Origin of the sequence: Pseudoalteromonas sp. PPB1, from assembly GCF_015356275.1 — a bacterium.
GTDB classification, from domain to species: Bacteria; Pseudomonadota; Gammaproteobacteria; order Enterobacterales; family Alteromonadaceae; genus Pseudoalteromonas; species Pseudoalteromonas rubra_D.
The window spans coordinates 1-2057 of record NZ_JACEQV010000065.1 but is presented as its reverse complement, the minus strand read 5'-3'; the positions used below and the strand labels follow the sequence as shown (position 1 = coordinate 2057).

At 51.8% G+C, this 2057-nt stretch carries 2 protein-coding genes; both read left to right on the top strand.

The window, feature by feature from the left end; all coding sequences use genetic code 11:
- A partial coding sequence (locus tag IY568_RS24270; RefSeq protein WP_194868957.1) for an acyl carrier protein occupies nucleotides 1-308 on the top strand: 308 nt, incomplete at its 5' end.
- Nucleotides 305-2057: condensation domain-containing protein (locus IY568_RS24265; RefSeq protein WP_228553564.1), on the top strand; the 1753-nt coding region annotated here is incomplete at its 3' end. The genes IY568_RS24270 and IY568_RS24265, both read left to right, overlap by 4 nt.

Genomic DNA, 2057 nt, shown 5'->3' with positions numbered 1-2057 from the left:
GTTACGTAGCGCCGCAAACAGACACAGAGCAGGCGGTATGTGAGATTTGGGCGCAGCTGCTCAATGTAGAAGCCAGCCAGATAAGCACACAGGCAGACTTTTTCGAGCTGGGCGGACATTCACTGCTTGTGATGCGCCTGGTAACCCGACTTAACGACACTTTTGCGATCAACCTGGCTATTCAGGATTTATATCAGCAAATGACCGTCGCCAACATCAGTCGCCATATCGACGACATCTTCACTTTGCATGCCAGTGACACGACGCACAGTCCCGCTGCATCCGACTTCGAGGAATTTACCCTATGATGATCCAAGAATTATACCGCGCTTTGCTGGAGCAAGGCGCCAGTGCACAGCACCACCAAGGCGAAGTGAAGCTACACCTTCCAAAAGCCCTGGATGCAGCGCTGAAACAACAGCTAATAGCAAGAAAAGACGAACTAAAACAGTATCTGTTGGGGTTGTATGCCAGCGCTTCTCAGGCCCCTGTGATCACGCCAGTTGAGCGGACGCAGGCGCACTTTCCATTGTCATCAGCGCAGCAACGCTTGTGGTTTCTTGATCAGCTTCAGGGCAATACCATTGAATATAATATGTCAGCGGCATTCACTGTATCGGGTGAGTTTGACCTGGCGGTACTAGAGCAAACCATGCAGTCCATAGTGGCGCGTCATGAAGTACTGCGCACCCGGTTTATTGAAGTGGAAGGGGAAGGCAAACAGCAGCTGGTGAGTGCACCGGCACAGCTTGTGTCCTTGTACGACCTGAGTGACCTGACAGCGTCGGCGCAGCAAACACAGCTGGACGCTTTGCTGGCACAAGAGGCCGCTTACGCTTTTGACTTAAGTACAGACAGCTTGATCCGGGTTCATTACGTCACCCTTTCCCCGCAGCAGGGCGTGTTGATGTTCAACCTGCATCATATTGTGTCGGATGGTTATTCGGTGGCACTGCTGGTGAAGGAGTTTTCTCACACCTACAGCGCACTGGTTGCAGGCCAGGAGCCTGAACTGGCGCCACTGCCATTACATTATATTGATTATGCGCACTGGCAACAAAATGAAGCCCGGACACATTATCAAACTCAGCTGGACTATTGGGTGAAGCAGCTTTCCGATGCGCCAGAAGTACACACTTTGCCTGTGACGGGACAGCGAGACACTCATCAACATCCAGCACAAAAATTCACGCAGCAATTACCTGAAAACCAGGCCAAAGCCATTGCTGACAGTGCTGAAGCATTGCAGCTAAGTCCATTTGCATTTTTACATGCTTTATTGTCCCTGGTGGTCGCCAGACACAGTCATAGCCAGGATATCGTCATCGGCACCCCTGTTGAGAACCGGCTGCAAAGCGGACTGCAGTCGTTGCAGGGCTTTTTTGTCAATACCGTGCCACTGCGAGTGTCGACGGAATTTGACACTCTGACGGAGTATTTTGTGCACGTTAAAGGTATCAATCAGCAGGCGCTGGCGAATCAGGAGTTACCACTGGATCAGCTGATTGAAGGACTTCAGATCTCACGCAGTCAGGTTCATGCACCATTATTTCAGATCCTGCTGACGGTAGAGGGCACGCCTGCTCAGCCAGTGAGTACGCAGTTTAATGTTGCTGATGTGCAGTTAACGCAGCAAGCCTTACCTGTGACCAGTAGCAAATTCGACCTCGACATCAACCTGGTTTTTAACGAGCAGGGACTGGCGCTGAACTGGGTGTATGACAGTCACCTGTTTACTGCCGACTATATTACTAAGCTCAGTACGCATCTGAGTCAGCTTATTGCCGCTTTTGTGCCACAAAACCTGGCTTCGCTTAGTCAACAGTCGCCGCAGCAGATTGAAATGTTGAGTGAGCAGGAGCGCCAACACCTGGTGTATGATGTACAAAGCGAGACACTGGCTTACAACGCTGAGCTCAGCCTGCACGAACAAATCAGCCGTCAGGCCCAGCTAACACCGGATGCTATCGCCATTGATATGCCTGGCGGTCGCACGCTGAGCTATGCCCAGCTGGACGCCGGTGCTAATCGCATCGCCGCGTACTTGCAGCAGCACT